Source organism: Planococcus shenhongbingii (genome assembly GCF_030413635.1).
GTDB classification, from domain to species: domain Bacteria; phylum Bacillota; class Bacilli; order Bacillales_A; family Planococcaceae; genus Planococcus; species Planococcus shenhongbingii.
This window is the reverse complement of record NZ_CP129235.1, coordinates 224,839-245,890: the sequence shown is the minus strand read 5'-3', so window position 1 is coordinate 245,890 and position 21,052 is coordinate 224,839. Positions and strand designations below refer to the sequence as shown.

The 21,052-nt window shown below is 43.6% G+C and carries 25 protein-coding genes and 1 other annotated feature; of the genes, 11 read left to right on the top strand and 14 right to left on the bottom strand.

Going from position 1 to position 21,052, the window contains the following annotated elements:
• Positions 1–43: 43 nt before the first annotated feature.
• On the bottom strand, positions 44–343 hold the full coding sequence (locus QWY16_RS01330; protein ID WP_300991059.1) for a hypothetical protein: 300 nt from the start codon (positions 341–343) through the stop codon (positions 44–46).
• A gap of 153 nt (positions 344–496) precedes the next feature.
• On the opposite strand from QWY16_RS01330, the gene QWY16_RS01325 reads away from it, so the two are divergent.
• Positions 497–1,234: a YwaF family protein gene (locus tag QWY16_RS01325; RefSeq protein ID WP_300991058.1), complete on the top strand. Its 738-nt coding sequence runs from the start codon at positions 497–499 to the stop codon at positions 1,232–1,234.
• A gap of 62 nt (positions 1,235–1,296) precedes the next feature.
• Here QWY16_RS01325 and QWY16_RS01320 read toward each other — a convergent pair whose 3' ends face one another.
• The 3 genes from QWY16_RS01320 to QWY16_RS01310 form a co-directional block, all read right to left on the bottom strand.
• Positions 1,297–2,208, bottom strand: a complete 912-nt coding sequence (locus QWY16_RS01320; protein WP_300993223.1) for an NAD(P)/FAD-dependent oxidoreductase — start codon at positions 2,206–2,208, stop codon at positions 1,297–1,299.
• Positions 2,209–2,852: 644 nt separating this feature from the next.
• Positions 2,853–3,962 carry a histidinol-phosphate transaminase gene (hisC, locus tag QWY16_RS01315; protein WP_300991057.1) on the bottom strand — a complete coding sequence of 370 codons (1,110 nt, stop codon included), beginning with the start codon at positions 3,960–3,962 and terminating at the stop codon, positions 2,853–2,855.
• Between the two features lie 125 nt (positions 3,963–4,087).
• Positions 4,088–4,993 (bottom strand): DMT family transporter, encoded by a 906-nt coding sequence (locus QWY16_RS01310; RefSeq protein WP_300991056.1) that lies wholly within the window; start codon positions 4,991–4,993, stop codon positions 4,088–4,090.
• 145 nt (positions 4,994–5,138) lie between these two features.
• On the opposite strand from QWY16_RS01310, the gene QWY16_RS01305 reads away from it, so the two are divergent.
• Positions 5,139–5,864 carry a SurA N-terminal domain-containing protein gene (locus QWY16_RS01305; protein WP_300991055.1) on the top strand — a complete coding sequence of 242 codons (726 nt, stop codon included), beginning with the start codon at positions 5,139–5,141 and terminating at the stop codon, positions 5,862–5,864.
• A gap of 45 nt (positions 5,865–5,909) precedes the next feature.
• Here QWY16_RS01305 and QWY16_RS01300 read toward each other — a convergent pair whose 3' ends face one another.
• Positions 5,910–6,188, bottom strand: a complete 279-nt coding sequence (locus tag QWY16_RS01300; RefSeq protein ID WP_300991054.1) for a DUF6509 family protein — start codon at positions 6,186–6,188, stop codon at positions 5,910–5,912.
• Between the two features lie 135 nt (positions 6,189–6,323).
• Here QWY16_RS01300 and QWY16_RS01295 point away from each other — a divergent pair, with 135 nt between their 5' ends.
• Positions 6,324–6,971, top strand: a complete 648-nt coding sequence (locus QWY16_RS01295; RefSeq protein ID WP_300991053.1) for an SDR family oxidoreductase — start codon at positions 6,324–6,326, stop codon at positions 6,969–6,971.
• 93 nt (positions 6,972–7,064) lie between these two features.
• Positions 7,065–7,448 (top strand): nucleotide excision repair endonuclease, encoded by a 384-nt coding sequence (locus QWY16_RS01290; RefSeq protein WP_436837158.1) that lies wholly within the window; start codon positions 7,065–7,067, stop codon positions 7,446–7,448.
• 41 nt (positions 7,449–7,489) lie between these two features.
• Here the strand turns inward: QWY16_RS01290 and QWY16_RS01285 are convergent, their stop codons facing one another.
• On the bottom strand, positions 7,490–7,912 hold the full coding sequence (locus QWY16_RS01285; RefSeq protein WP_300991052.1) for a GNAT family N-acetyltransferase: 423 nt from the start codon (positions 7,910–7,912) through the stop codon (positions 7,490–7,492).
• Positions 7,913–8,047: 135 nt separating this feature from the next.
• Here QWY16_RS01285 and QWY16_RS01280 point away from each other — a divergent pair, with 135 nt between their 5' ends.
• Positions 8,048–8,902 (top strand): dimethylarginine dimethylaminohydrolase family protein, encoded by an 855-nt coding sequence (locus tag QWY16_RS01280; RefSeq protein WP_300991051.1) that lies wholly within the window; start codon positions 8,048–8,050, stop codon positions 8,900–8,902.
• 52 nt (positions 8,903–8,954) lie between these two features.
• Here QWY16_RS01280 and QWY16_RS01275 read toward each other — a convergent pair whose 3' ends face one another.
• Both QWY16_RS01275 and trpE read right to left on the bottom strand, forming a co-directional pair.
• A complete protein-coding gene (locus QWY16_RS01275) occupies positions 8,955–9,545 on the bottom strand; it encodes an anthranilate synthase component II (protein WP_300991050.1) in 591 nt (196 codons plus the stop codon).
• Complete coding sequence (trpE, locus tag QWY16_RS01270; RefSeq protein ID WP_300991049.1) at positions 9,542–10,882, bottom strand: anthranilate synthase component I; 1,341 nt, start codon at positions 10,880–10,882, stop codon at positions 9,542–9,544. The genes QWY16_RS01275 and trpE overlap by 4 nt, the downstream gene beginning before the upstream one ends.
• 102 nt (positions 10,883–10,984) lie before the next feature.
• Positions 10,985–11,197, bottom strand: a binding site (T-box leader).
• A 221-nt stretch (positions 11,198–11,418) separates the two neighbouring features.
• Between trpE and QWY16_RS01265 the strand changes: the two genes are divergently transcribed.
• Genes QWY16_RS01265 through QWY16_RS01255 form a run of 3 tightly spaced genes read left to right on the top strand, consistent with a single transcriptional unit; the run spans position 11,419 to position 14,392 of the window.
• Positions 11,419–12,684 (top strand): ABC transporter substrate-binding protein, encoded by a 1,266-nt coding sequence (locus tag QWY16_RS01265; RefSeq protein ID WP_300991048.1) that lies wholly within the window; start codon positions 11,419–11,421, stop codon positions 12,682–12,684.
• A gap of 4 nt (positions 12,685–12,688) precedes the next feature.
• Positions 12,689–13,564, top strand: a complete 876-nt coding sequence (locus tag QWY16_RS01260; protein ID WP_300991047.1) for a carbohydrate ABC transporter permease — start codon at positions 12,689–12,691, stop codon at positions 13,562–13,564.
• An 18-nt stretch (positions 13,565–13,582) separates the two neighbouring features.
• Positions 13,583–14,392 (top strand): carbohydrate ABC transporter permease, encoded by an 810-nt coding sequence (locus tag QWY16_RS01255; protein ID WP_300991046.1) that lies wholly within the window; start codon positions 13,583–13,585, stop codon positions 14,390–14,392.
• A gap of 49 nt (positions 14,393–14,441) precedes the next feature.
• On the opposite strand, the gene QWY16_RS01250 is transcribed toward QWY16_RS01255, so the two are convergent.
• The 3 genes from QWY16_RS01250 to QWY16_RS01240 all read right to left on the bottom strand — a co-directional run bounded on the left by QWY16_RS01250 (position 14,442) and on the right by QWY16_RS01240 (position 16,012).
• Entirely contained in the window at positions 14,442–14,873 is a 432-nt protein-coding gene (locus QWY16_RS01250) for a DUF2269 family protein (RefSeq protein WP_300991045.1), read from the bottom strand.
• Positions 14,874–14,876: 3 nt separating this feature from the next.
• Positions 14,877–15,224: an ASCH domain-containing protein gene (locus tag QWY16_RS01245; RefSeq protein ID WP_300991044.1), complete on the bottom strand. Its 348-nt coding sequence runs from the start codon at positions 15,222–15,224 to the stop codon at positions 14,877–14,879.
• A gap of 164 nt (positions 15,225–15,388) precedes the next feature.
• Positions 15,389–16,012: a cell wall hydrolase gene (locus tag QWY16_RS01240; RefSeq protein ID WP_300991043.1), complete on the bottom strand. Its 624-nt coding sequence runs from the start codon at positions 16,010–16,012 to the stop codon at positions 15,389–15,391.
• 267 nt (positions 16,013–16,279) lie between these two features.
• Here QWY16_RS01240 and QWY16_RS01235 point away from each other — a divergent pair, with 267 nt between their 5' ends.
• Positions 16,280–16,651, top strand: coding sequence for a PaaI family thioesterase (locus QWY16_RS01235; protein ID WP_300991042.1), 372 nt, complete (start codon positions 16,280–16,282; stop codon positions 16,649–16,651).
• Positions 16,652–16,721: 70 nt separating this feature from the next.
• On the opposite strand, the gene QWY16_RS01230 is transcribed toward QWY16_RS01235, so the two are convergent.
• Positions 16,722–17,198, bottom strand: a complete 477-nt coding sequence (locus tag QWY16_RS01230; RefSeq protein ID WP_300991041.1) for an SRPBCC family protein — start codon at positions 17,196–17,198, stop codon at positions 16,722–16,724.
• A 14-nt stretch (positions 17,199–17,212) separates the two neighbouring features.
• Positions 17,213–17,743: a dihydrofolate reductase family protein gene (locus tag QWY16_RS01225; RefSeq protein WP_300991040.1), complete on the bottom strand. Its 531-nt coding sequence runs from the start codon at positions 17,741–17,743 to the stop codon at positions 17,213–17,215.
• 267 nt (positions 17,744–18,010) lie between these two features.
• Here QWY16_RS01225 and QWY16_RS01220 point away from each other — a divergent pair, with 267 nt between their 5' ends.
• Entirely contained in the window at positions 18,011–18,511 is a 501-nt protein-coding gene (locus QWY16_RS01220) for a metallophosphoesterase family protein (protein ID WP_300991038.1), read from the top strand.
• A 17-nt stretch (positions 18,512–18,528) separates the two neighbouring features.
• Here QWY16_RS01220 and QWY16_RS01215 read toward each other — a convergent pair whose 3' ends face one another.
• Positions 18,529–19,401, bottom strand: coding sequence for a GAF domain-containing protein (locus tag QWY16_RS01215; protein WP_300991037.1), 873 nt, complete (start codon positions 19,399–19,401; stop codon positions 18,529–18,531).
• Between the two features lie 318 nt (positions 19,402–19,719).
• Here QWY16_RS01215 and QWY16_RS01210 point away from each other — a divergent pair, with 318 nt between their 5' ends.
• Positions 19,720–20,931 (top strand): DUF3238 domain-containing protein, encoded by a 1,212-nt coding sequence (locus tag QWY16_RS01210; protein WP_300991036.1) that lies wholly within the window; start codon positions 19,720–19,722, stop codon positions 20,929–20,931.
• Positions 20,932–21,052: the final 121 nt, after the last annotated feature.

Here is a 21,052-nt window from a genome sequence, read left to right as displayed (position 1 = left end):
TAAATTTTAACACAAAAGAAGACAAGCTAAGAGCCTGTCTTCTTCAGTAATGCGCATTTTTTAATTTTTTGAAAGTCGTCACAAATCGCCCGGGATCTTCGTACACTTTATACGTCACTACGCCTCGGTGCGTGTGCAGATAAAGCAAATTAGCATCCTCGGAGAATGATTTATATGAAATATCCCATACATTCTCCAAATGGTAGTGGGTGGTGGGAGCGACCAGAGTATCTTCATATAAATGGAGGTCATACTTTGTATGGATGAGTTTTATTTCACCGGCTTCGATTGAACGTTCCGTGTCAATGTAAGTGATAGAGGACAATAAATTTTCACGGTCCATATCTATTCGCCTCCTGTCTTACGGTTGAGTAAAGTTTAACTTATTTTTAATTCAACAAGCAAAGGTTTGGTGTTCCGAAAAAAAGTTAGACGAAAAAACGGATCAGGTGCTACAATTTCCATATAATAGTTATATGCTTAAAGGAGGATCCATATGGACAACTGGTTTGGTGCCACGTCTACTTCAATTTTCTATCCTTTTTCGATAAGCCATTTACTCATGCTTGCGATAGCTGCTTCCGGCCTTTTTTTCCTGATCATCCGAAAAAAACAGCTTCGTGAATCCTCTTCCTTCTTCTCACAGCTGCGTTGGGCTTTGTTTATGCTGCTGCTTTTTTCTGAAATCTCTTATCAAACTTGGGCAATCTCAAATGATGTTTGGAGTGTTAGCAGACACATTCCTCTCCATTTATGCGGCATTGCATCGATCACGGCAATGATCGGGCTTGTGACACTGCACCGTACATGGATTCAAATCTCCTTTTTCATCGGCATTTTCCCAGCGGTTCTAACACTCATTACACCCGATCTTCCTTATGATTTTCAACATTACCGGTTTTGGAAATTCTTTATCCACCATATGTCCATTCCTTGGGCTTGCTTGTTTTTGGCGCTATGGAAGCCATCCTCTATCACACTTCGTTCCGTTTTTATGGTCTATTCCCTGCTTCTCCTTTATGCAATGATAATCGGCTTTATCGTCAATCCGCTTACCGGCTCTAATTATTTATATCTTTCCCGGCTGCCTAATGCCACAACACCGCTAAATTTCTTCGGCAGTGGAATCTGGTATTACCTAAACCTAGGATTTACTGCGCTTCTGCTGTTTTTAGGGCAGTATTTTCTTTGGAGGAAATTTTTTATCAATCAGCAAAAAAAGGCTGCCGTATAGGCAACCTTTTTACGTTCTCGCTCTTATAGCTAAAAGAAGCTATCACGAAATGCAGCTTTACTTTATTCTTCGGCATCAAAGTATTCATTCGTTAAATCGCCATTCACGCCGATTGCCGCTGCACTTCCTTCGCCCGCTGCAATGACCAGCTGGGCCGGAACAATGAGCGAAGCATCTCCTGCGGCATACACATTCCACACATTGGTGCGGCCATATTCATCGGTTTTGATGCCGCCATACTGGTTTTCTTCACAGCCTAGCTCTTTGCCAAAGTCAGCAGCGTGGTTCCAAAGAGGCGTGACAAAGCCGCCTATCCGGTCAACCAGCGTGCCGTCTTCAAGTCTGACGCTTCGTAATTGTCCATTTTCTCCTTCCAGCCCATCTATGAGATCTTCACGGACTTTAATGCCTTTAGCGATAAGCTTGTCGCGGTCTTCCAGTTCAAGCCGCCCTTCCCCATTTGTGAAAACCACTAAATCCCGGCTCCACGTATAAACTTTTTTCGCCAGTTCAAAGACGCTTTTATCTGCGATAACCGCCAGCGGCTGGTCGCGCAATTCCCATCCATCACAATACGGGCAGCTGAATAAAGAAGTCCCATAAAACTTTTCAATATCCGGTATATTGGGCTGCTGTTCTTTTAAGCCGGTAGCCAAAATAATTTTGATGCTATGGTATGTTTTTCCGCTGGAAGTGGTTAATTCGTAATGGGTTTCCGTGATGCGGTTAATTGTCATAACCCGGTCTTGCTTTATTTCAACGGAATCGTATTTTGCAATGTCTTTATGCGCCAAGCGTTTGAATTCAGCCGGTTTAATCCCATCTCGTGTAATAAACCCATGAGATTCCCTCGTCACCAGATTCCGGCCGCTGTCATCATCAAACAGGATCACATTCCTTCTTGATCTTCCAAGTACCAATGCCGCATTCAATCCAGCTGGTCCGCCCCCGATAATAGCGCAGTCATATCGCATAGTAAATCCATCCTTCATTTAGTTGATTTTCTCCTACACCTTCCCGATTCATCACTTTAATAAACGCCTGTAATCGAGTTGAATGGAGGCAATAAAGACACTCGGGCTTTTCAAAAAAGAGCTGCTTCCATTTTTGGAAGCAGCTCTCAGACTGGGGACAAAGTGTGCTTGAAATGAATAAGACGGTATTACCCCCAACCGGTCCGGCCACTTCGCTTTCCGTGGGCACGGCCTCAGCCGCTTCACTTGCTCCTGCGATTACTCGTCGCAAATTGAAAAAACATTCACTGCGTTCGCTCCAGGGTCTTCGGCTCGTGTCGCTTCGCTGCTCCCACAGGAGTCTCGTGGCCGGATCGGTTGAGGGTGTCGCTTTACTTCAAGGAATCCCTTCCATCCAAGATGCCGCTTTTCACTTCACGCCAGGTTCCGCAGCAGAAACCGGCGTCTCCTACGGGATAGCGAAGTGCCGAAATCCACTCGGGCGCCAGTCCCGAGTTAGTTCGGCGCGAGCCCGCGGAAAGCGTCCGGTTGAAGCGCAGGAACCGACGGGAGAACTTTGTTTTTGATAGTTATTCACTTGATTGACAGTATATTCTTTTGTCTACAAGCTCAGAGCTGCTTCCATTTTTGGAAGCAGCTCTTTTTTATACTTGTTTAGCTAATAGTCCTGTCAAAACTTCGATAAAGAATTCGTTTTCTTCCGGAGTTCCTACAGTGACCCGGATATATTCCGGAAGACCCCAAGTTTTTCCGTAACGGACGATGACGCCTTTGGCCATTAATGCCTTGTAGATTTCTTCGCCTTTAGGGCCTATATGGACAAGCACGAAATTCGCCATGCTCTCCGTGTAGTTCAAATCAAGCTCTTTAAAAGCTTTGTATAGCTGCTCCCGTCCAGCTTTATTGGCTTCTTGGGAAGCGCGGACATGTTCTACGTCCGTAATCGCAGCCGTCGCAGCAGCTTGCGCCAATGCATTGACGTTAAATGGTTCTTTCACTTTCAAGATCGATTGGATGACCGATTCCGGTGCTATGCCAAAACCAACGCGAATTCCTGCAATTCCATAGATTTTCGAAAAAGTCTGCAGCACTACAACTGGGTATTCCGCCTTTACAAATTCAATGCCATTTGTGTATTCAGGCGCATCGGCAAAGTGGCTGTATGCCCCGTCGATAACAATTAAAACGTCCGAAACAGCATTCAGCACTTTCTCGATGTCAGACTGCGAGATGATTGTCCCAGTCGGATTATTCGGCGTGCAAATGTAAAGAATTTTTGTTTTTTCAGTGACTGCTGCAATGATGGCATCTACATCAAACTGAAAATTTTCTGCAAAAGGCACAGGTACAACAGTTGCTCCCATGATATGGGCGCCGAAATCATATTCGCTGAAAGAAGGAGATGGAACGATGATTTCGTCACCTTGCTCCAGGAACGCTTCAGAGACCAGCGTGATCAATTCGTCAGCGCCGTTTGTCGCAATCACTTGCTGTGGGTTTACATCATATGCGGAAGAAATCGCTTCTTTTAAAGCAGTTGTATCTGCATCCGGATAGCGGTTCAATTCAGTTAAGCTTGCTTGAATGGCTGCCACCGCTTTTGGAGAAGGCCCAAGTGGATTCTCGTTTGATGCTAATTTAATAACACGGTCTAAGCCTAATTCTTTTTGTACTTCCCAGATTGGCTTGCCCGGAGAATAAGGTTGAATCGTATCCAAAGTTTTGCGTGGTTGAATGTTTTTATTGTTTCCCATATAGTAGTCCCTCCAACAGTTTCGTTTCAATTGCATGAATTTTTATTTAAATACATATATAACTATACCAGTCATCTCACGAAATCGGCACTTTAAATTGTTACATCTATGTTTCTTCTGTTAAATCAGACGCTTTTTTTCGTAGGAATTAAACCAGCTGCATTCGTAGGCTTGCGATTGACCAGATAAATGCTTAAGACGATCAACACCAACCCGACAACCAGTGTGGCCGTTACCGGTTCATCCATAAATAAGGTACCGGTCAGAACCGCAACCAATGGCACAAGAAACGTAAATGCCGCCACTTTGCTTGCTTCGCCGTTGTTCAGAAGATGAAAATAGATGACAAACGCAATCGGCACTCCAAGTGTCGCTCCAAACCCTAAGCCAATCCAGTACGGAAAGTTCCATGCAATGTCGGACCAGCTTTCAAATGCACTGCCTCCTGCCAATAAAACTGTTCCTCCAATGATAAACTGCATCGCCACCATCCACATCGAATCGACTTTATTGCCCACTTTCTTCACATAAATAACCCCAAGCGCCCAACTGAGCGCAGCAAAAAGCGCCATGACAATACCGGTTATTGAAATATTTCCGGTTAAGCTATCGGCGCTGATGACCAGAATTCCCAAGAATCCTATGAGCAGCCCAGATATTTTAAAAGCGGTCATTTTCTCACCCAGCCACATCCAAGCGAATATACCGATCAGCACCGGCTGAAAATAAATCAGGACTGAAAACAGCCCACCCGGCAAATATTCCAATCCCGCGGTCTGCAATCCATAGAATAAGACGGCATTTAATAAGGCGGAAATCGTATAAGCCTTCCAATTTTCCTGCCAGCGGATGCGCCGCCACGCTGGCAGCAGCACAAGTGCAAGCAATATCCCTCCAATGAAAGAACGAAGGCCAGCAAATAATATGGGCGGTGTATAATCGAGCGCCATTTTATAAATGGACCAGCTGACTCCCCAGATGACCACTAACAAAAGCAACAATCCCATCGGCCGTGTCATGTATTTATTCATTATTATCTCCTTCAATAGCTTTTGTGGTAGATACCGTTTCATTATACAGAATTGCGATATTATTGAAACAACCCCGTCGAACTATTTGTATCGGATCCTCAAGTATGGTTTACTGTAACGAGACTGACCAAAGAGGAGTTTACATATGATAAAAAAAATGAAATATGCAGCAGCCCCCCTTCTATTAGCTTTGGCACTCGGAGCTTGTTCCGGCAACGAAGAAGCGGCCCAAAAAGAAGAACCAGCAGAAGCGGCTGAACAAGCAACTGCAGAGCAGCAGACAAAACTTAAACTGCCAGCCGAAGAAGATGTGGTCGTCGTCGTAAACGACGAAGACATTCTAGGCAATGTCTATAATAGTGTTGCCCGCCAGCTGGAATCTTCTCTTGCTACACAAGGGAAAGATACAGCGGAAGCTGAAAATGCCGACTTGGTGAAAGAACAAGCGATCACCGTTATTGTCGGCAATAAGCTGATTTTGCAGGACGCTGCCAAAAAAGGATATGAAGCAGAGGATGCAGCAGTTGAAGAACGCCTTGAGGAGTTAAAAGGTCAATTCGAAAGCGAAGAAGCTATGAACGACGCTCTCAAAAAAAGCGGATACACGATGGAAGATATGAAAAGCCAGCTCCGCGAACAAATCACTTATGAAAACTATGTAGCCAAAGAAGTGAAACCAGCTGAAGTGACCGACAAAGAAGTCCAAGCAGCATATGATGGTTTTGCTGAAACAGCAAAAGAAGAAGCTCCGGCTTTCGAAGAAATGGAACCTACCATCCGCCAGTCTTTGGAACAGCAAAACACACAGCAATCAGTTGCTGACCGTATTGAAGAATTGAAAAAAACTGCCAAAATTGATGTGAAAATCTAAATAAAAATCCCAGCCGAATCCGGCTGGGATTTTTTCTTGATCACCTTATAGTTTGTCGTGGCAAAAAGCTGATACTTCCGCCTCTTCATCTTCTTCAAGGCCGAATTCCAAGGTTTGCCGAGTCGCTTTGTCAGCGAAATTATAATGGGCAATCCTTGCTCCATTTTCTTCTACTGCCAAAATAACACGCAATTCCAAGCCGCCTTCTGTGAATAGCTCGTCATCTTCATCCACTTCCACGTCCAGCAAAAATTCATAGCGGTCTCCGACTATAATGCCTGTCGGATCTTTTATTTGGTGAAAGCTAAAATTTGTAATTTTCATTGTTACACCTCCGTTTCTCCATTCTAGCCTTTCCTAACGATTTTTGGTAGCATCTGCCTGAAATTGCTTGCACGTTTAGTCTGGAAATTAACGGGAATATTAAGTAAATCGTTACTTTAAAGGAGTGGACATGATATGAAAGTATTAGTTATCGGCGCAAACGGACAAGTTGGGCGGCGGGTTGTCCAGGAATTGGCGGCCTCCCAGCACGAGGCAGTCGCCATGGTCCGCAAAGAAGAACAAGTGAATCATTTAAAAGAGCTCGGTGCCGAAAACGTGGTATTAGGTGATTTGGAAAAAGATTTTAGTGAAGCTTTTGAAGGTATAGATGCGGTTATTTTCGCTGCCGGTTCCGGAGGATCTACAGGAGCGGATAAGACCTTGACCATCGATTTATGGGGTTCTGTAAAAGCGATGAGATACGCCGAAGAAAAAGGTGTGAAACGCTTTGTGCAGCTGAGTTCCGTGGGCACTCCGGATCCTGATCAAGGAGGCGAAAAAATGAAGCCTTACCTTGTGGCAAAAAGAGTGGCAGACGATCTGCTGAAAACAACGGATCTCGATTATACAATTGTGCGCCCTGGGGCTTTATCAAATGATGGTAAATCCGGAAAAATCGAAGTCTCTGCTGAAGGCTTTGCTTCGCTAAAAGACCGGTCGATTCCAAGAGCCGACGTGGCTGCGCTTTTAGTAAAAGTCCTGGATCAGCCAAACACTTATCATAAAACCTTTGAAGTCCTGCAGGGACAAGCTTCGTTTGATGATGGGTTGGCTTCTTTATGAAAACCATTCTTGTTCATTAACAAAAAGAGCGAATAGATTTCCGCTCTTTTTTATGGTAAGATAAGCAATACGATAATAGAGGACGTGATAAGTATGATTAATATTCAACCACCTAAAGCCGATATCACCATTACACAGCGCAAACAGGAAGTTACAGGCGACGAGGCGATCATTAAGCCATTATACGGTTTTATCGACTTGCATGAAGTTCCGCGCGATAAAGGCGGCATCATTCAATTCTTCAACCATAGCGGCGAATTACTGTTTGTCGGCAAAGCTCGTAAACTTCGCCAGCGCGTGAAAAAGCATTTCGAAGATAACGTGTCACCATTGAAAAACCACCGCGATGAAGTTTACCGCATTACGGTTTCGATTGTAGAAGATCCGATGGAGCGCGATATTTACGAAACATATTTGATTAACACGCATAAAGCAAAATACAATATCGACAAAGTATTTTACAAAGAACAGGACTGATTTAAAAAGGACGCCTTTTGGGCGCCCTTTTTTTATTGCCTTTAATCCATCAACCGTTTTTCAAAATAATGTTTGCTATGCCCTTTTGGATGATTTTCCAATACGCCGAATTCACAAAATCCTTGTTTCTTGTAAAACCCCGGCGCCTGGAAACTGAATGTCTCCACTACCATCAGGTAGCATGCCTGGCTTCGCGAATAATGCTCCAGCTGCTGCATCAGCTCTTCAGCAATCCGTCTGCCGCGGGCTTCTGGATCTACCCAGAGAAAATCGATATGCATGTGCTCCCAGTAAGCGGTGCCAGTGATTCCTCCAATTATTTCCCCTTCATCATTGCGGGCAATAAAGCTGACTTGTTCTTTCGGTGACTTCTTTTCGCCAGGCAAACTGGCCACATTATGCTCAATCACCTTATTCCGGATAAAATCGCGGTCTTCTGGAACTTCTTGTTTGACGATATTCATATGATTCCTCCTATCCCTTGATTGGACTGCAGTTTTCAATTGCTTCTCTGTTGATTGTACTTTATCTCTATGTTTTATTCTGCCTCCCAGCAGGGAATAGGTATATGACTATGAGGTTTTTTTGGAGGAGAAAATATGACATCTTATGCAAAAGAAGCACCGTTTGCCTGGTGCAGAAGCGAATACGATACACTTCAATCGGTTTTGTTATGCGCTCCGCATTACATGGAAATCAAAGAAGTGATCAACGATGTGCAAAAACGTTATCAAAAAGAAAATATCGATACTGAAAAAGCCATGCAGCAACACGAACAGTTTGTAAAAGCTTTGCAAGAAAACGGCGTTGCAGTAGAGATGCTTGAATCGGCTGAGCATTTCCCTGAACAAGTTTTCACGCGTGATATCGGATTTACAGTAGACGATACTGTCTTTATCGGTGGAATGGCTTCAGCTATCCGGCAAGGCGAAGAAGCTGAGTTGGAGAAATGGCTGGAAAGCCGGCACATTCGCTTCAAGCCGCTCGGCTCTAACCGGGTAGAAGGCGGAGACGTTATCATCGACCAAGATACGCTTTATGTCGGCATCAGCAGCCGGACATCTAAAACCGCTATTCAGGAACTGCAGGAAAAATTGCCGCGCTTTAATGTGGTGCCCATTTCATTTAACGAAAAGTATTTGCATCTTGATTGCGTTTTCAATATCCTTTCCCCGACGGAAGCGTTGATTTTTCCTGAAGCATTGGATGCAGAAACCATAAAAATGTTAGCTAAACGCTATACTCTGATGAAAGTGAGTGCTGAGGAACAATTTGCACTCGGCACCAATGTACTGTCGATTGGAAACCGCCGGGTCTTCAGCCAACCGCAGAACAAGAAAGTCAATCATATGCTCAAAAAACGGGGATTCCATGTAATTGAAGTGGATTTTTCTGAGATTATCAAATCCGGCGGGGCCTTCCGCTGTTGCACGATGCCACTCGTTAGAAAATAGAAAAAGAGAGCGGCCTGGCATCAAGTCCAGGCCGCCCTCTTTTCTTTATCGCCTATTTAACAGCGATTTCTTGCTCAATCTCTATAAAAAAACGTTCCAACAACTGCACTCCTTCAGGGGTTCCAATTGATTCGGGATGGAATTGCATACCATATACCGGAAAAATTTCGTGCCGGATAGCCATTATGGTATTGTCATCCGAAGCAACTGCGTCGATATTCAAGCATTCCGGAACAGTCGCCGCATCGATTACAAGCGAATGATAGCGCATAACAGGCAATGGCTTTGGCATTCCAGCAAAGATTCCTTGCTGATTATGCGTTATGGAAGAAACTTTGCCGTGCCGGATCACTGGCGCCTGGATGATATTCCCTCCAAAAGCTGCGCCAATCAATTGGTGGCCCAGGCAAATCCCAAGAATCGGAATGGTTTGGTAAACCTGTTGGATCAACTGGATTGAATCCGGCAAAGCTTCCGGATGCCCCGGTCCCGGAGACAAAATGATGGCTTCCGGCTGTTTCGCGATGATTTCTTCAAGCGATAATACTCCATAGCGGACAACTTCCACATCTTTGCCCATTTCCGCTGCAGCTTGATAAATATTATAAGTGAAAGAATCGTAATGATCGATTAAAAGAATCATCCGAACACCTCCGTAAGTGAACGTGCTTTGTGCAAAGTTTCTTCAAATTCTGCCTGGGGATCCGAATCATAGACAATTCCTGCGCCCGCTTGCACATGGACTTGCTGGTCCTTAACCACAAATGTCCGAATGGCGAGAGCCACATCCAAATTCCCGTTAAAGCCGAAATAGCCGATTGCCCCTCCATAGACTCCACGCCGCTCTTCTTCAAATTGCTGGATCAGCTGCATCGCACGCACTTTCGGAGCGCCTGATACTGTGCCTGCAGGGAGACATGATACCAGTGCATCAAGCGGATGCATGGCGCTATTCAACTCCCCCGTTACTTCCGACACGAGGTGCATAACGTGCTGATATTTCTCGATAGCCATGTACTTCGGGATTTTCACAGAACCGATTGCTGCCACACGGCCCACGTCGTTGCGGCTGAGATCGACCAGCATCTGGTGTTCTGCCCGTTCTTTTTCATCGTTTGCCAATTCATCCGCAAGAAACGCATCTTCTTCTTCTGTACGCCCTCTTTTTCGAGTCCCCGCTATCGGATTGGTTATCATATGGCCATCCCGTATCGTCAATAAACTTTCAGGTGACGCCCCAACTACAGCATAGTCGCCAAAATCGATGAAAAACTGATAAGGTGAGGGATTCTGCTTGCGCAGTTTCCGGTACAACTGGAATGCATCTCCCCCATAACCAGCGGATAAGCGCTGCGACAATACCAATTGAAAAACATCGCCGTTTCGGATATGGTCTTTGGCTTGCTCTACTTGAGCACGAAACTTTTTAGCATCGGTTTTAGAAGAAAACAGGAGCGGCTGTTGTTTTTCCTGCTCTGCAACAGTCTCCGGCAAGTTCAGCTGCGCTTCTACGTCTTCCAATTTATCTTCAAATGAAATGATTGTGATATCATTTTTTACATGGTCAAAAACCACAATCGTCTCATACAGATGGAGATGGATATCGGGCATCTGAAGGCTATTCTTTACAGCTTCTTCAACCGGTTCATAAGCCTGGATGGCGTCATATCCTATGTAGCCGAGCGCTCCTCCTGTAAACGGCAGTCCTTCCACTTTTGCATCATAAACAGGCAAAAGTGATTTCAATAATTCGAGCGGTTTGCCTATATGATTCGTTTCCTGTCCAGTGCGGAAATCTACTTCTTTTAACGCATCTCCATCTCCAATAAACGTTTTCGATGGATCAGCCGCAATAAAAGAATAGCGGCCGGTCACACTTGTCTTCAAGGAACTTTCCAATAAACATTTCCGTTCGCCTTGCAGCCGGTTGAACACCATAATCGGCGTCAAAGAATCTCCATCAATTTTTCTCATCTTCATCTCTGCTCATCTCCTTTGATTTAGAAAAGCGGAAGCGCCTGTGTAGCCCCCTGGTACCCCAGACAATAAAAAAGCCCCCTGCAAGGAACAGAAACATTCCTTGCAGAGGACGGATTGACCGCGGTACCACCTCTTGTTAAAGCTGAAACAGCTTTCCCTTAGCCCCCTGTAACGCGGGAGAAACGGACTCCTCTACTCTTGGTTCAAGGAATCTCTCATAAGCCCATTCACGCACAATCCCCGCCAGTTTCCACCTGCCACTGGCTCTCTTTGAGAGGAACTCTATACGCTACTCTTCTTATTCATCGATTTGCTCTGCTATGCTCAGCTCTACTGTACTGTGGCGATGCCGCTTCCGACATCTTCTGCCATTTTCCGTACAAAAAGGTTGAACTTATCTTATGGGACTTTTCTTCTTTTGTCAATGAAAAAATGGCTAAAATTCGATAATTCAGTATTATTTGTGTTTAATAGTACTTTTACGGTATAACTAATAATAAGCAGTTCTATCATTATAAAAAGGGGTGGGCACAGGGATGTCAAAAAAGTATATTTCAATGATTGCCGGAATTTTAGCAGTGTTATTAATTCTTTCGGGGTGTGCCGGTGAAAGCAACAGCAGCAACGAAAGCGGCGGAGAAAGCGGCGAGAAAACACAAATCAGTTTTATGCATTGGCGTGGGGAAGATAAAGCCGTCTTTGATGAAATTATCACGGAGTTTGAAAAAGAAAATCCTGATATTTCTGTAGAAATGAATATCTATCCTTCCGATCAATATTTGGGCACTGCTCAACGCATGCTGCAGGAAGGTTCCACGGGCGATGTCTTCGCTTCATTCCCCGGAGCACAATTCCAGTCACTTCAAGAAGCTGGAATTTTTGAAGATTTAAGCGGTGAAGAATTTGTTTCTAATTTTGATGAAAACTTGATCAGTGTCGGACAAGTAGACGGCAAACAGTATGCTCTTCCATATCAGCTTGTTTTCAATATGCCGGTTTACAACAAAGGCATGTTTGAAGAACTCGGGCTTGAAGTGCCGAAGAGCTGGACTGAATTCCAGGAAATGTGTGATACGCTGTTGGAAAACGGCATCACGCCTATCGCTTTCCCTGGAGCGGATATCGGTCCTAACCAATTTATGAACAGCATGGTGATGAACAATGCACCTGATGAAGAAATCTTTGCGAAACTGTTAAGCGGTGAAGAGAAGCTAACGAACGAATGGTGGGTAAAAACACTGGAGGATTTCCAATTGCTTGAGCAAAAAGGTTATATCCAGGAAAACGCACTTGGCACTAACCAGGATGCTGCAATGGCTATGGTAGCGAACGGTGAAGCTGCAATGCTTGCGACCGGCTCATACCATATGGCATCTTTATTGGGCTTGAACCCAGACCTTCAATTAGACTTGCTGGCGCCGATTACGGTCGAAGAAAGCGAAGCAGTATATGAAGGCATCAACACCGCTACATTCATGCTTGCCGTGAACAGCAATTCAGAGAAAAAAGACCAGGCAAAAAAATTCATTGAATACTTGAGCCAGCCGGAAGTTGCTTCAAAATATGCAAATGAAACTGGCCAGCATTTGACTGTTACAGATGTCAATTATGAATCAGAAGCTTTAAAAAATACCGCGTACTGGATTGATGAAAGAAAAACGAGATTCCAGCCGCGCTATTTGATCACCAATGCGCAAGTTGAAGATGCTGTACTCAGCTCGATTGAAAATGTTTTAGGCGGAGAAGAACCGATGGCAGCTGCAGAAGCTGCACAGAAAATCGTAGACGAAAACAGGGAATGATGTTATGAAAAACTCAAAAACTATTTTTCTATTTTTTGTACCGGGATTTCTCCTGTACAGCATTTTCTTCCTCTATCCAACAATCAGTGCGTTGTTTTATTCATTCACTGATTGGGATGGATTTAGTGATGCCTTCGCATTCATCGGTTTCGACAATTTTGAACGGGCTTTTACCGGTGATTCGATTTTCAGGAAAACAATTGGCAATAACTTAAAATTCATGCTAGTAGTAGTTATCTTCCAAACACTAGTGGCGCTTGCTTTTGCAATGATTTTGTTAAAAAATACAAAGACCACCATTTTTCTGCGGGCTTTGTATTTTTTCCCTACCATTCTGTCATCTGTTTCCGTGGCGTTTATCTGGGCGTTTGTTTACGATCCGTCTTTAGGCATCCTGAATCAAATCCTGGAAGCGATCGGCCTTGGATTCATCGCGCAAAACTGGCTGGGGAATGCCAATATCGCGATCTACTCTCTAGCTATTACACAGGTTTGGTTCCATGCAGGCCAAATGCTCATCGTCTTTGTTGCCGGCCTTCAAGCCATCCCGCAGGAAATGTACGAAGTGGCTAAAATTGAAGGGGCTTCAAAATGGCAGACGTTCCGGGCGGTTACGTGGCCGTTGCTGGCTCCTTCCGCTACGATTGTTGTTGCTTATACAACCATTCAATCGTTCAAAGCGTTCGACCTGGTATTTGCGATGACAGGCGGCGGACCTAATAACTCAACAGAAATCATCGCCACTTATATCTATGACATTGCTTTTAGAAGTTACCAGTTTGGTTACGCAAGTGCCATTTCTGTAATTTTTATGATTATTATCGCGTTTATCACGTTCCTGCAATTCAAAGCATTGCGATCGGATCGGGTTTCCTATTAATGAAAGGAGGAAAACAGTGTGCTTTTCCGAAGGTTTTCTCTAATCGTTTATGCTTTGCTTATCTTGATTCCTTTGCTGGTGGTTGTACTGACATCGATGAAGACTTTGCAGGAAACCTTTGCTAATCCACTTGGACTTCCTGCAAATGGTCTAAATATCGATAATTACGTAGCTATTTTCCAAGAGCAGACGATGGCCGGCTATTTTATGAACAGTGTAATCGTCACATTGTTTTCCGTAACATTCACTTTGCTGTTCGCTTCCATGATTGCTTTTGGCATCACACGCCTCAGCAGCTGGCTCGGAAACATCCTATTTACATTGTTTACGCTTGGTATGATGGTGCCGGCACAAGTGATCATGGTGCCGCTTTACTCATTAATGCTGGACTTGGGGCTTACAAATAGTTTGGTTGGGCTGATTCTCGTCAATGTATCCACCACATTGCCGATTGCCGTATTCATTTTGACCGGCTTTATGAAAACATTGCCGAAGGAATTGTTTGAAGCCTCAACAATTGATGGCGCTGGAAACTGGCAGATGTTCACGAGAGTAGCCATACCTTTGTCGTTGCCTTCCCTCTCGGCAACTGCCATTTTCCTGTTTGTGATGCATTGGAACGATTTGCTGTATCCATTGCTATTCATCACAGACAACGCGTACAAGACCTTGCCGCTCGCTTTGCTTGAGTTCCAAGGCCAATATTCCACAAACTATCCAATGCTCTTCACAGGCGTCATTATCGCTTCTGCTCCAATGGTAATCGCGTACGTCTTCCTGCAGCGCTTCTTCGTTGCCGGCATGACAGCTGGTGCTGTGAAAGGTTAATGGTATAGAAAAAGCTGATGTCCTAGGACATCAGCTTTTTTTATTTACCTTACCACAGCTCAGGTTTAGCTACCATCAGCCAAAGCATGGCCACAAGCAAGCCAATATACAGCCAGACGGATCGGTTTAATTTATTAATTAAAGCAGCCCGGTCTGCATGCGGTTCATCAAACTTTTGCAAGATGGGCTTAAAGGCACGCGCCAGGAAAAAAATCGACCCAAACATGATTACAAGTGTCATCACGATCCACGGTGTCGTCCATTGCCAGTAACTTTGCCATATCAATAACACACCAGTCGTCACCAGCACATGTCCCGCATGTTTAACGAGCCGGGTAGCTGAACGAAATGTCGAGATTTGTGATTGCAGCACTGCATCCGGAACATCCCTCATCTGTTTGACTAAGGGCACCAGGACAAAAAAAGGGCCTATGGATAAAACGGCGCTCATAATATGAAGGAATAAAATCAACGTGTACATAACTTACCTCAATATCGGAGTAAATTCATGAACCCAAACGGTCATATGCGGGAGCCAAGGCATACCTGGATGAAACTTTAGAATCGATTGCTTATATTCTTCAACACTGTCATACCCTTCTTGCCGGGCGAATTCATCGGTTAAATCGCCAAGAGTTTGCAGATAGACATTTTCCACTTTAAATTCTCTGTCTTCCAGCACCATTATTTCGCCAACATCTGCGTAGCGTCCATTTCGTCGAGTTGCCGTTTTTTGTCCGGACAGCACTTTCGCTACATCCTTTTTGTTTGTCACCAATTTTTCGACGCTGCATGTTTTTGGTGGTAATTCATTGTTGTGTAATTCAGCCATTTTCATTCCGCCTTTCTGTGATTCCTTCTTCATTATATACAATGCAGTGAAATAGCATACTCTTTCTTCCAAAGGCAACTGCATCTTTTGACGCTAATTTCCACCTATTCCACAATTATACCAGCTATAAAAAAGAGTCTTGGAAAATCCCAAGACTCTTTTCTCTATTTCGCAAAATAATGTTTACCGATTTTTGTAATGACTGTACGCGAGTAAATCCACTTATCGCTGACGCCCGCTGGATTGTAGTAATACGTGGCTCCTCCAGAAGGATCCCATCCTAAGTAAGCATCACGGACTGCCTGGTAAGCGGAAGCGTTAGGTGCAAGCCAGTACTGTCCATCATTGACTGCTGTAAAAGCATTGCGCTGGAAAATGACGTTGTATGCACTGTTAGGAAATTGGTTCGAATCCATACGATTCAAAATGACTGCCGCTACCCCTACTTGGCCTTTGTAACTTTCGCCTCTTGCTTCTCCGTGCACTACACGTGCCATCATTTTAACTTGATCAAGCTTGCTGCGTGTCAATGAACCCGTATACCCTGTAGATGGAACATTGAAATCGCGCTGGAACTGGCTCACTGCAGTTTTTGTCAAAGAACCATAATAGCCTGTTGGATTGACTTGTAAATAGCCGAGTTTCTGCAATATTGACTGCAGTTCTGTAACTCCTTGTCCAGTAGAGCCTTCATGAAGATCAGGTGAATGTGCTTCAGCCTCTGTTTGAGAAAAACTTAAGAATAGTACAACAAACAATCCGAATGCTAATGTTTTGATGCTTTTCATGCTTTCTCTCCCTTCTATCAGCGGAATTGTTAAAACAATCCCTTCCCCTAGTATAGGTTTAGTATAGTGTACATTAAATCCAACAGACCTACTTAATTTCCATTTAATAAAAGTTCAAAAGTCGTATGTAACTTTTTTATGGAATAAAATTCTACTCTATTAGCAAAAAATATGAGAAAATATGCTTAGATCCTGCAAGGAAAAAGGGTTCAAGCCCCATTAAAGCGAATAAAATAACCATGACAATGTTTCGAGGGGGAAATAACTTTGTTCATCCAACAGCCTTTTGATGAATTTCTAGAAATCAAGTATGAACGGATAGCCGAAAATAGCGTTAAAGTGACCTTACCCATTAAGCCGTTATTCGTTAATAGTGTAGGGGTGATTCATGGCGGCATTATTTCCACATTGGCAGATATAGCACTTTGCAATACGGTAGCCCCTGATGAAAACGGCAAGCAAAAAGTGGTGACGGTCGAATTGAATGTCACTTTTTTAAAAGGAGCCAAATCTGAGTTTTTAACGGCCCGGGCTTTTGCCGTAAAAGAAGGGCGCAATCTGACGCATGCTGATTGCATTATTCACGACGATGAAGATCAAGTAATCGCTAAAGCAAGAGCCATTCTCTTCAGCCGCTAAGTAAAGCCAAAAGAAAAAGGACCTATTAATGGTCCCTCTCTTGTGGCTTCTTCTATCTTAATTGCAATTATTATTGTTTAATATGGGCATCCGGCGCTTTATCTGCAATAAGATTTAAAACAATGCCATGTTCCAGATAGGCCTTTAATCCGCATAACACAATCGTAAATCCTCCCATAGAGTCGATGGCTTGTCCAACTATATCATCTCCATCACCTTTAAAGCCCGAGTTCGTAATCTCTACGATAGTTTCCTGGGCTGTACGTGGAGTAAACGTCCAGTGCACAGTAGAATAGCCGTAAGGTTCTTCCCATTCTATCAGGATGCTTTTGTTTTCCTCTATTTGTTTCACATAGACATTGGCAGAAGCACCATACATCTCCCATTCCCATCTGATGTGCTTGCCGAACTCCAACTTCCCGCTGCTTTTAGTAAACCAGAATTTCGTCGTAATTTCAGGGTCGACAAATGCCGCAAATACTTCTTCAACAGGCCTTCTAATGTTCATTTCCGTCTTAACAACCGGTTCTTGGTTTAAGCTAACCATCTTCATTTCCCCTTTCACTTGCGGACTAAATGCATTTGCGTAAACTGTCCTGATTGCTGAGCGCTTTTTAATGTAAATTCTGTCTCAAAATCAAGTTCTTGAAAAAGCGGAATGCCTTGGCCGATCATTGTAGGAGCAATGGAAATCAGAAATTCATCAATCAGTTTTTCCTTCAAAAAACTATGGAGAAGATTTCCTCCTCCGACCACCCAGATATCTTTGCCTGGCAGGCTCTTTTCTCTTTCTACAAAGGTTCTGATATCTTCATTGGTAAAAATTACATGTCCTTCCTGGCCACTTTTCGAGTTTGAAAATACATAACATTTTTTATCTGGATATGGAACTTTTCCTTTTTCCATTTCCAATATCCAATCATATGTGCGGCGTCCCATGACAACCGTATCAATTGTCTCCATGAATTCCGCATAACCGGCATCTCCTTCCATTTCCACTTTGAAGAGCCAATCCAGCGAGTCATCTTTTGTAGCGATATATCCGTCTAAACTGATAGCTATATAACACGTGACTTTCCGTTCCTGAACCATTGTATCCCTCCTCTTTTTTGGCATCGAAAGCTTTTTCATTTATTTTTGCTTAAAGATCAGCGGGGTGGAAGAACCCCCACTGATTGCAGTTTCTCTTTATCCCGCTTTAACGGGCAGTAAGATCCCCGCTGATTGCAGTTTCTCTTTATTTTCCCCGCTTTTTCGCTCTGTTAATCATTTCGACAACCACTTACTTTTATCCAGAATGAGACGCGGTCAGAATTTTTTGTTAAAGTGAAGGAAAGTCGAAGAATGGGAGGCGTTTACATGCAAAAAATCGTTATTGTCTCTGATACCCATATCCCGGCCCGCGCCAAAAAGATTCCCCAGCGTTTGGCAGATGAATGCCAAACTGCAGATTTCATCATCCATGCTGGAGACTGGCAGACGTTGGATGTCTACCACGAATTGGCCGCTTACACGGAAACAGACGGAGTCACAGGCAATGTGGACCCATGGGAAATAGCAGACCGGTTTGGCAAAAGAAAAATTTTTACTTTCGGAGATGTGAAAGTCGGAGTCATCCATGGGGACGGTATTCAGAAAACGACCGAACAGCGCGCTTTTGAAGCTTTCTCAGACGAACAAGTTGATATCATCGTTTTTGGACATTCCCATATTCCGTTGATGCGTGAAGTAGATGGCATTACATTGTTTAATCCAGGTTCTCCCACTGACAAGCGTATGCAGCCGCAATACTCATTCGGCTTGCTCGAAATTGATGAGACCTGGGAGCTCAAACATGTCTTTTTTGATAAAGAAGAATAAAAAATGAGCCGGTTTTCTCATCGGCTCGTTTTTTTATCGCATTCTTTTATCAACACAAATCCAAGTTGCTTCAATGCCATTTCAAGATTTGCTTCAATCATAATACCTTTTAAAGCTGTGGCAAAATGCGGCACTTTTAAAGCCATGAAAGGTTGGATGCCGGTAACCACCGGTGTTACGCCAATAATTTTTAAAATATTGACCAGCTTCAGCAAATACTCTCCAACGACAGCGTTGATTTGGGAAACACCGGAAACATCAACGATTAAATAATCCAGTGCATTTTCCCCACATTTTTGTAAAACATGATCGATGATCGTTTGGGCACGCTCTGCTGTCACTTCTCCAATAACCGGCAAAATAGCGACTCCTTGAGTAACTGGAACCAATGGGGATGAAAGGGATTGAATTTGTTCGTTCGCTTTTGCAAGTTCCAAAACATATGTCAGCAAAGACGACATGGTGGCAAATGCTTGTTCATGCTCTTCCGTAAACTCAAAAGGCACTTGGTCAAGACCGCAAATGGTGCCGTAGACTTCGCCGCTTTCATACAAAATCGGTATGCCGATAAATGACCTACTTCCGAAACGGGATGCAATCTCTAATTTATTGGCACGTACGTTGCTGGAAATATCTTTGATAACCAAGGGCTCTTTTCCAAAACCAATGCTTAAATTGCAAAAAGTTTGTTCCAGAGGAGATAAGCTGCCTTGTACGACCAGTTCATCACCTGCATTCAAAGCCTTAATAATTTCATTGGTCTGTCCATCATTTTTCGCAATAAATAAGGTATTGATTTCTAGCTGTTGACTGAGCAATTTTAAAATTTGCTCCGCCGCATCATCAAAACTTTTAAAGCTGCCTGCTTTTTTAGTTTCCGCAAAAGCCATTCCCCAACCTCCCGTTGTCGTTTTTTCTCTTTAATCCGTTATCCATATTCTTTCTTTAACATACTATTTGTGATGCAGCTTTGCAAATCTATCAACAGCAAAAGCCGGCCCTCGATAAGGACCAGCATTCATTCAATTTAACGGGCGGGATGAGTCATAGAGAACGCCTCCTGCTTTCATTCTTTTCCTATATTATACATTTATTTTTTTAATCTATTGTTTTAATTATGTAACAAATATATCGTGAATCAGAAAGAAGGGTTCAGGAATTTTAAGAACCGGGTATAGCTTAACATACCCTTGTAAGGAGATGATTCAATGGCTGCGTTGGAGAAACGCCTGGAAATTGATTTGTTGCAGCAGACAGATACAATGATTTACTTTAAATGGTCCAGTACAGGAGATACTTGTGTAGTAAAAAGAGATGCAGATGCCATCTATACTGGCATAGAAAACAGCTTTAAAGATGAAAACCTGCAAAGTGGTGAGCTGTATACCTATACAGTCGAGCGCCTTGACGAAGAAGGAGAAGTAAAAGAACGGATCAAAATGCAAACCAGCACAGAAGACCATACGGAAGACAGCATCAATTATCTTCAGCAAATTGCCTTTACGACAATTGTTTCGGATTCAAAAATCATTTTGGCATGGGGAGCCATCGATGGTATTGATGAGTATGAAATTTACCGGGACGGCGAATTTTTGGACACGATCAAAAAAACGCAGTTTACTGATCGTGGTGTAGAAATGGACCGGGAATATTCATATTGGATTCGGGCAAAGCGTCCGCTGGAAAAGTCTGAAACGGGTTTCAGTGAAGAGAAGTCGGTAGCTGCCCATCTTTTTGGTTTTTTTAATATTAAGTCTTCGCAAGAAGCAGCTTCCATGGAAGAATTCTGGATCACTAAAAAGATTGCCCCTCTGGAGCGATTGCTAGCTGATTCTCCACAAGTTAACGTATCGGAGTTTAATAGAGTCTGGGATTTCCGCTATACCACTTTCCTGTCTGATAAATTTCTAGCCAACCCGAACCTGTTGTCGCTCAACCGCTATTTTGCTGGAGATAACCGAACGTTCACTCCTGATTCCTCTCATTACCGTACGCAAGTAAATTTTTCACTGCAACTCGGAAAAGAGGATTCTGCCTTAGAACTTCAAAAGGACGTGGGCATGAGCGTTGCCTACGATTGGCGGAAAAAATTCCGGAAAGCAGATGTGGCTTCTTCTGAAGGCATTCAGCTGGAAAAAGTGAAAGAAGACGAACGAAACGTTAAGGTTATCCTGAAACATAGTGTCGGCAATCCCTTAACAACTTCCCCCAATATTGACTATGATGTATCTGCAACATTTTATCGGGATGGCCACTACGATATCGTAGGGCTGCATGACCAAGCACCCAATCATGAAGTTTACTTGAAAAACGATAAAATGAATGAATGGCTTCAAATTCACGAAGCGGAAAGCAAAGGATTAGCGTGGATGTCCCGTTCGATTGCGAGCCAATACTGGCGGATTTCCAATTTTGAATAGGAAAAGCGAAAGCGGCCGTTTAGCTCCGACAAGCGCTGGAAGAATTTCCGACGAGGGGTGAGGCTCTGCAACTGGACAATGAACAGCGGAAGCAACACAACGCACAAAAAGCTCTGATACG

Bases quoted from the DNA above. Each gene is read 5' to 3' on its own strand.
- QWY16_RS01330 (WP_300991059.1), bottom strand. From the start codon at position 343: ATGGACCGTGAAAATTTATTGTCCTCTATCACTTACATTGACACGGAA.
- QWY16_RS01325 (WP_300991058.1), top strand. From the start codon at position 497: ATGGACAACTGGTTTGGTGCCACGTCTACTTCAATTTTCTATCCTTTT.
- QWY16_RS01320 (WP_300993223.1), bottom strand. From the start codon at position 2,208: ATGCGATATGACTGCGCTATTATCGGGGGCGGACCAGCTGGATTGAAT.
- hisC (WP_300991057.1), bottom strand. From the start codon at position 3,962: ATGGGAAACAATAAAAACATTCAACCACGCAAAACTTTGGATACGATT.
- QWY16_RS01310 (WP_300991056.1), bottom strand. From the start codon at position 4,993: ATGAATAAATACATGACACGGCCGATGGGATTGTTGCTTTTGTTAGTG.
- QWY16_RS01305 (WP_300991055.1), top strand. From the start codon at position 5,139: ATGATAAAAAAAATGAAATATGCAGCAGCCCCCCTTCTATTAGCTTTG.
- QWY16_RS01300 (WP_300991054.1), bottom strand. From the start codon at position 6,188: ATGAAAATTACAAATTTTAGCTTTCACCAAATAAAAGATCCGACAGGC.
- QWY16_RS01295 (WP_300991053.1), top strand. From the start codon at position 6,324: ATGAAAGTATTAGTTATCGGCGCAAACGGACAAGTTGGGCGGCGGGTT.
- QWY16_RS01290 (WP_436837158.1), top strand. From the start codon at position 7,065: ATGATTAATATTCAACCACCTAAAGCCGATATCACCATTACACAGCGC.
- QWY16_RS01285 (WP_300991052.1), bottom strand. From the start codon at position 7,912: ATGAATATCGTCAAACAAGAAGTTCCAGAAGACCGCGATTTTATCCGG.
- QWY16_RS01280 (WP_300991051.1), top strand. From the start codon at position 8,048: ATGACATCTTATGCAAAAGAAGCACCGTTTGCCTGGTGCAGAAGCGAA.
- QWY16_RS01275 (WP_300991050.1), bottom strand. From the start codon at position 9,545: ATGATTCTTTTAATCGATCATTACGATTCTTTCACTTATAATATTTAT.
- trpE (WP_300991049.1), bottom strand. From the start codon at position 10,882: ATGAAGATGAGAAAAATTGATGGAGATTCTTTGACGCCGATTATGGTG.
- QWY16_RS01265 (WP_300991048.1), top strand. From the start codon at position 11,419: ATGTCAAAAAAGTATATTTCAATGATTGCCGGAATTTTAGCAGTGTTA.
- QWY16_RS01260 (WP_300991047.1), top strand. From the start codon at position 12,689: ATGAAAAACTCAAAAACTATTTTTCTATTTTTTGTACCGGGATTTCTC.
- QWY16_RS01250 (WP_300991045.1), bottom strand. From the start codon at position 14,873: ATGTACACGTTGATTTTATTCCTTCATATTATGAGCGCCGTTTTATCC.
- QWY16_RS01245 (WP_300991044.1), bottom strand. From the start codon at position 15,224: ATGGCTGAATTACACAACAATGAATTACCACCAAAAACATGCAGCGTC.
- QWY16_RS01240 (WP_300991043.1), bottom strand. From the start codon at position 16,012: ATGAAAAGCATCAAAACATTAGCATTCGGATTGTTTGTTGTACTATTC.
- QWY16_RS01230 (WP_300991041.1), bottom strand. From the start codon at position 17,198: ATGGTTAGCTTAAACCAAGAACCGGTTGTTAAGACGGAAATGAACATT.
- QWY16_RS01225 (WP_300991040.1), bottom strand. From the start codon at position 17,743: ATGGTTCAGGAACGGAAAGTCACGTGTTATATAGCTATCAGTTTAGAC.
- QWY16_RS01220 (WP_300991038.1), top strand. From the start codon at position 18,011: ATGCAAAAAATCGTTATTGTCTCTGATACCCATATCCCGGCCCGCGCC.
- QWY16_RS01215 (WP_300991037.1), bottom strand. From the start codon at position 19,401: ATGGCTTTTGCGGAAACTAAAAAAGCAGGCAGCTTTAAAAGTTTTGAT.
- QWY16_RS01210 (WP_300991036.1), top strand. From the start codon at position 19,720: ATGGCTGCGTTGGAGAAACGCCTGGAAATTGATTTGTTGCAGCAGACA.